This window comes from Acidocella sp. (assembly GCF_013044125.1).
GTDB lineage: Bacteria > Pseudomonadota > Alphaproteobacteria > Acetobacterales > Acetobacteraceae > Acidocella.
This window is the reverse complement of the sequence record NZ_JABEVC010000037.1, coordinates 1-4,972: the sequence shown is the minus strand read 5'-3', so window position 1 is coordinate 4,972 and position 4,972 is coordinate 1. Positions and strand designations below refer to the sequence as shown.

At 65.8% G+C, this 4,972-nt stretch carries 6 protein-coding genes; 4 read left to right on the top strand and 2 right to left on the bottom strand.

The window, feature by feature from the left end; translation table 11 throughout:
* Both HKL97_RS01935 and HKL97_RS01930 read right to left on the bottom strand, forming a co-directional pair.
* On the bottom strand, positions 1–620 hold a 620-nt coding region (locus tag HKL97_RS01935; RefSeq protein WP_291422330.1), incomplete at its 3' end, for a Hint domain-containing protein.
* Positions 621–778: 158 nt separating this feature from the next.
* Positions 779–2,176 carry a trypsin-like peptidase domain-containing protein gene (locus tag HKL97_RS01930; RefSeq protein ID WP_291422328.1) on the bottom strand — a complete coding sequence of 466 codons (1,398 nt, stop codon included), beginning with the start codon at positions 2,174–2,176 and terminating at the stop codon, positions 779–781.
* 75 nt (positions 2,177–2,251) lie between these two features.
* Here HKL97_RS01930 and HKL97_RS01925 point away from each other — a divergent pair, with 75 nt between their 5' ends.
* The 4 genes from HKL97_RS01925 (at position 2,252) to HKL97_RS01910 (ending at position 4,915) form a co-directional block, all read left to right on the top strand.
* A complete protein-coding gene (locus HKL97_RS01925; RefSeq protein WP_291422326.1) occupies positions 2,252–3,289 on the top strand; it encodes an Mrp/NBP35 family ATP-binding protein in 1,038 nt (345 codons plus the stop codon).
* Positions 3,289–3,732, top strand: a complete 444-nt coding sequence (locus tag HKL97_RS01920) for a DNA polymerase III subunit chi (protein WP_291422324.1) — start codon at positions 3,289–3,291, stop codon at positions 3,730–3,732. The genes HKL97_RS01925 and HKL97_RS01920 overlap by 1 nt, the downstream gene beginning before the upstream one ends.
* Positions 3,733–3,845: 113 nt before the next feature.
* Positions 3,846–4,163, top strand: coding sequence for an AtpZ/AtpI family protein (locus tag HKL97_RS01915; RefSeq protein ID WP_291422322.1), 318 nt, complete (start codon positions 3,846–3,848; stop codon positions 4,161–4,163).
* Positions 4,163–4,915 (top strand): F0F1 ATP synthase subunit A, encoded by a 753-nt coding sequence (locus tag HKL97_RS01910; RefSeq protein ID WP_291422320.1) that lies wholly within the window; start codon positions 4,163–4,165, stop codon positions 4,913–4,915. The genes HKL97_RS01915 and HKL97_RS01910 overlap by 1 nt, the downstream gene beginning before the upstream one ends.
* Positions 4,916–4,972: the final 57 nt, after the last annotated feature.

Here is a 4,972-nt window from a genome sequence, read left to right as displayed (position 1 = left end):
TTGGCCCGGATGCGGATGGGCAGGACGCGCAACGGGTCAGCAAAGACCATGGAGATGGTCTGGCGGCCGAGCCAGGCGACCGGGGCGGTGCGGCCGTCGATCAGGGTCACCAGATCGCCGGCTTTCAGGGTTTCAACCGCGGCATTGCCCGAGGGGGTGCGGATGGCTGTGCCGGCCATGAAGCAAGCGGGGGAGCCGGTGGCGCCGAGGAGGTTCCAGCCGACGGTTGGCTGCAGGGTGAGTGTTGTGGCGCCATCCTGGCCGTCATCGCCCTGCTGGCCATCCTGCCCGCCGCCGCGGTTGAAATGACTGCCGTTGCGTACGGTTGTTAGCAGGTAGTATTGGCTGGAAGCCTGGTCGCGCACCAGAATGCCGATGTAGAGACCGCTTTTTTCCACCGCGCCGGCGTAGGTGAAGGTGCCTGTTAAGCCGCCGCCGTGGCCGGTGCCCGAGAGGGTGGCGCCGTGCGTGACGGGGGTGGTGCTGGTGGCGCCGGGAAGGGTTATAAGCTCGCCCCCGTCGTCCTCGTGAAGCAGGTTGGCGGTGTTGCCGGCGAGTGTAATGCTGCCGCCCTCATAGGTGATGGCGAACATTCCACGGAAGGTTTCGAAAACGGACATGAGCGATGCAACCTTGCTGAAATGGCCGGAATCGTCCCGGCGAATTTACGGATGCTCGCAAAGAACAGGTTTTTCGTTAAAAAATCGCAAACATTTTTCTGAAATCTTCGCAGGGCGGGAGGCGCACAAGAGAAAGTGATGAGCCGCTGGGCGGCGGGTTATTTTTGGAACGGAACGGAGACCCAGCGCGGGCCGGGATTGGCGCCACCGGCGGTGTCGCCGGTGATGAGCAGGGTGGCGGCCGGCAGTTTGGCCTTGGTGAGTTGCCGCAGCTGGGCCTGCAGGGCGGCGGCGCTGGTGGTGGGCTGGCCGTTGACTTGCGCGATGACGTTGCCGGCGAGGATGCCGGCCGTGCTGGCGGGGCCCTTGGCGGTGACGGCGGTGATGGTGGCGCCCGCACCGGCCGGTTGGGCGGAGAGGGTGATGCCAAGGCTGGCGATGGCGATGGCGGCGGGCGCGGGCGCGGTGGCCGGGGCGACGGTTTCGTCCAGCGGCGGGGGCGGGACGGTGATGCGCAGGGTGGCGCTGCGGGTGCTGCCGTCGCGCCAAAATGTGATGAGGGCCTTGCTGCCCGCGGGGATTTGCGCGGTGCGGATGAACAGCGCGCGCGGGCTGGTGATGGCGGTGCCTTTGAGCGCGGTGATGACGTCGCCGGGTTGGAGGATGCCGTTGGCGGGGCCGTTGGGCGAGACGCTGCCGACCAGCGCGCCGGCGGTGTTGGGCAGGTGGAGCGTGGCCTGGATTTCGGGTGTGACCTCCTGCGTGGCGGCGCCGAGCCAGCCGCGCACCATGCTGCCGCGGGCCATCAGCGATTGCGCGACCGGCTGGGCCATGGCGGAGGGGATGGCGAAGCCGATTCCGACGGAGCCGCCGGAGGGAGAGTAGATGGCGGAATCGACGCCGATGACCTCGCCTTTCTCGTTGAACAGCGGGCCGCCGGAGTTGCCGCGGTTGATGGCGGCGTCGGTCTGGATGAAATCGTCGTAAGTACCCTGGTTGATGTTGCGGTCCAGCGCGCTGACGATGCCCGCCGAGGTGCTGCCGGGCAGGCCATAGGGATTGCCGATGGCCAGCACCCAGTCGCCCACGCGCAGGGCGGTGGAATTGCCGAATTTGACGAAAGGCAAGGGGTGGCCGGTGTTGACCTTGAGAACCGCGATGTCGGCATCGGTGTCGCGGCCGACAACGGTGGCGGGAACGATCATGCCGTCCTGAAACGTGACGCTGATGCTGGCCGCTCCGGCGATGACATGGGCGTTGGTGAGAATGTAGCCGGAGGGGGCGATGACGAAGCCCGAGCCCAGGGCCTCAACCGCCTTGGGCGGCGGCAGGACGGTGCCGGAGGCAAGGGTGATGTCATCGCCGTTGTTGCCGGCGGCGGCGGCGGGGGGCACCGGATCTGTGCTGGCGATGCTGACCACGGCGGGCATGACGCGCGCGGCGAGGTCCGCCATCTGCGGCAGATTGCTGCTGCGGGCGGCGGGGCCGGTAAGGACCAGAGCGGCGGTGCCGGTGACGAACGCGGCGGCAAGGAGCAGGCGGCGGGGTGAGGTCATGGCCAAATTGTGTGGCGGGGCGGGCATCTCCGCAAGAGGCTGGACACGCCGGGGCGCTGCGTTAAAGCTTGGGGCATGAATGAAAATGACATCCGCGCGGCGCTGGCGCCGTTTAATCTGGGTAAAATGCTTGATGGCCTGCATGTGGGCGATGGGCTGGTGCAGGTGACGCTGGCGATAAAACGCGAGGACGCGGCGGCGCTGGAGCCGTTGCGCCGGGATGTGGAGGCAGCGCTGGCGGCGATGCCGGGGGTAAAAAACGCCTCCGTGGTGTTCACCGCGCATAAGGAGCCGCCACCGCCGCCGCCGCCGGTTGCACCGGTGTTGCCGGGAGTGAAGTCGGTGGTCGCGGTGGCCTCGGGCAAGGGCGGGGTGGGGAAATCCACCGTGGCGGTTAATCTGGCGGTGGCGCTGGCGCAGAGCGGGCTGAGCGTGGGGCTGCTGGATGCCGATATCTATGGCCCCTCGCTGCCGCGGATGCTGGGGCTGGCGCGCAAGCCCGAGGTGCGGGACGGCAAGATGATCCCGCTGGAGGCCTGGGGGGTGAAGTGCATGTCCATCGGGTTTCTGGTGGACGGGGACACCGCGATGGTCTGGCGCGGGCCGATGGCGACCGGGGCGCTGACCCAGATGCTGGGCCAGGTGGAATGGGGCGCGCTGGATGTGCTGGTGGTGGATATGCCGCCGGGGACCGGGGATATTCAGCTCACATTGGCGCAGAAGGCGCGGCTGGCGGGGGCGGTTGTGGTCTCCACGCCGCAGGACATCGCCCTGATCGACGCGCGCCGGGGAGTGAAGATGTTCGCCCAGGTGAATGTGCCGGTGCTGGGGATTGTGGAGAACATGTCCTATTTCTCCTGCCCGCATTGCGGCGGGCGGACGGATGTGTTCGGCCATGGCGGCGCCGCGGCCGAGGCGGCGCGCATAAATGTACCATTTTTGGGCGAAGTGCCGCTGCTGCTGGAAATCCGCGAGACCGGAGATGCGGGGACGCCGGTGTGCGCCTCCGCGCCGCAGGGCGTGGCGGCGGCGGCGTTTCGCGCCGTGGCCGCAGCCGTGGCCGGGGCGCTGGCACCGGCCAGGCGCGCGCCGCCGCGGATTGTCATCGACTGATGGCGGAGGCCGGGTTCTATCATCTGACCCGCACGGATATGGCCGCGGCGCTGCCCGCGCTGCTGGGGCGCACGCTGGCGGCGGGAGAGCGGGCCGTTGTGGTGTGCAAGGATGCGGCGCAGCTGGCGGCGCTGGATGTTGCACTTTGGCACGCTCACCAGCCGGACTGGCTGCCGCACGGCACGAAAGCCACGCCGCACCCGGAGTGGCAGCCGGTTTTTTTGACGATTGAGGATGAAAACCCGGCCGGGGCTGGGTTTTTGTTCCGCCTTGGCGGGGCAGCGGCGGAGATGGCGCCGTATAAAAGGGTGTTCGACCTGTTCGACGGCAATGACGAGGACGAGGTGGCGGCGGCGCGGGCGCGCTGGCGCGCGGCGAAGGCCGCAGGCCACACCCTGACCTATTGGAAACAGGGCGAGGGCGGCTGGGAAAAGGCTGGCTGAAAACTTAATCGCTTTGATTGTAACATTAAGTGCCAAGCATTCTTGACAGGCCAGGGGGGGATAGGTAGCAACCGGCCAACTTCCGGCGGCGCAGAACCGCTGAAAACAGGTGTATGAACAACGGTCGCGACAAAGAGACTTTTGAGCAACGGCTTGCGGCAGCGCAGGCGGCGGCCAAAGGGCGGACAAAGCGGGATCCGGCGCAATCAGGCGCGGGGGCGGCTAGTCAAGCGGTCAACTTTGCGATGCGCCTGGGGGTTGAGCTGGTGGCTGCCATGGTCATCGCCGTGGGGATTGGGTGGGGGCTGGATAGGCTTTTTCATACCAAACCGTGGCTGATGCTTGTGATGGTGCCGGTGGGCATGGCGGCCGGTTTGCGCAATCTGGTGCGGGCCGCGGGGAAAACTGACGGCGGACGGGATAAAAAGTAATGGCAGGCCCAACGATCGACGCGCTCGGACAATTCAGCCTGACAACGGGCCTGGGCCCGCTTGGCCGCGCGGTGGACTTCAGCAACTCCAACGAGGCCATGCTGGCCGCCGCGGTGATCATCGTGGGTATTTTCGCCGTGGGCCTGCGGGCGCGGGCGCTGATCCCGGGACGCGGGCAGGCGGTGGTCGAGCTGCTGTATGAATTCGTGCACAATATGTGCGTTGACACCATCGGCGAGGAGGGGCTGCGGTTCTTCCCCCTGGTGTTCACTATTTTCAGCTTCATCCTGCTTGGCAACTTGCTCGGGCTGTTCCCTTATTTCTTCGCGTTCACCTCGCATATCGCGGTCACGCTGAGTTTGGCGCTGTTCGTGTTCGCGTTCTCCACCGGGGTGGGGTTCTATACGCACGGTCTCCGTTTTTTCAAATTTTTCGTGCCGCATGGCGTGCCAAGCTGGCTGCTGCCGCTGCTGGTGCCGATTGAGATCATCTCCTATCTCTCCCGCCCTGTTTCACTCTCGGTTCGTTTGTTCGCCAACATGACCGCCGGGCATGTGATGTGGGAGGTTTTCGCCGGGTTCATGCTGATGCTGGTGGCAAGCTTCGGTATTTTCGGAGTGTTTGCCTCGGTGGTGCCGCTGGGGCTGAACGTGGCGCTGGCAGCGCTGGAATTGCTGGTGGCGGGGCTGCAAGCCTATGTGTTTGCCATCCTCACCTGCCTGTATCTGCACGACGCCGTGCATATGCATTGATGTTTTTTGCTTAAAAAAGTTTCGGAAAGGAAAGTTTAATATGGATCCTCAGTCAGC

Bases quoted from the DNA above. Each gene is read 5' to 3' on its own strand.
- HKL97_RS01930 (WP_291422328.1), bottom strand. From the start codon at position 2,176: ATGACCTCACCCCGCCGCCTGCTCCTTGCCGCCGCGTTCGTCACCGGC.
- HKL97_RS01925 (WP_291422326.1), top strand. From the start codon at position 2,252: ATGAATGAAAATGACATCCGCGCGGCGCTGGCGCCGTTTAATCTGGGT.
- HKL97_RS01920 (WP_291422324.1), top strand. From the start codon at position 3,289: ATGGCGGAGGCCGGGTTCTATCATCTGACCCGCACGGATATGGCCGCG.
- HKL97_RS01915 (WP_291422322.1), top strand. From the start codon at position 3,846: ATGAACAACGGTCGCGACAAAGAGACTTTTGAGCAACGGCTTGCGGCA.
- HKL97_RS01910 (WP_291422320.1), top strand. From the start codon at position 4,163: ATGGCAGGCCCAACGATCGACGCGCTCGGACAATTCAGCCTGACAACG.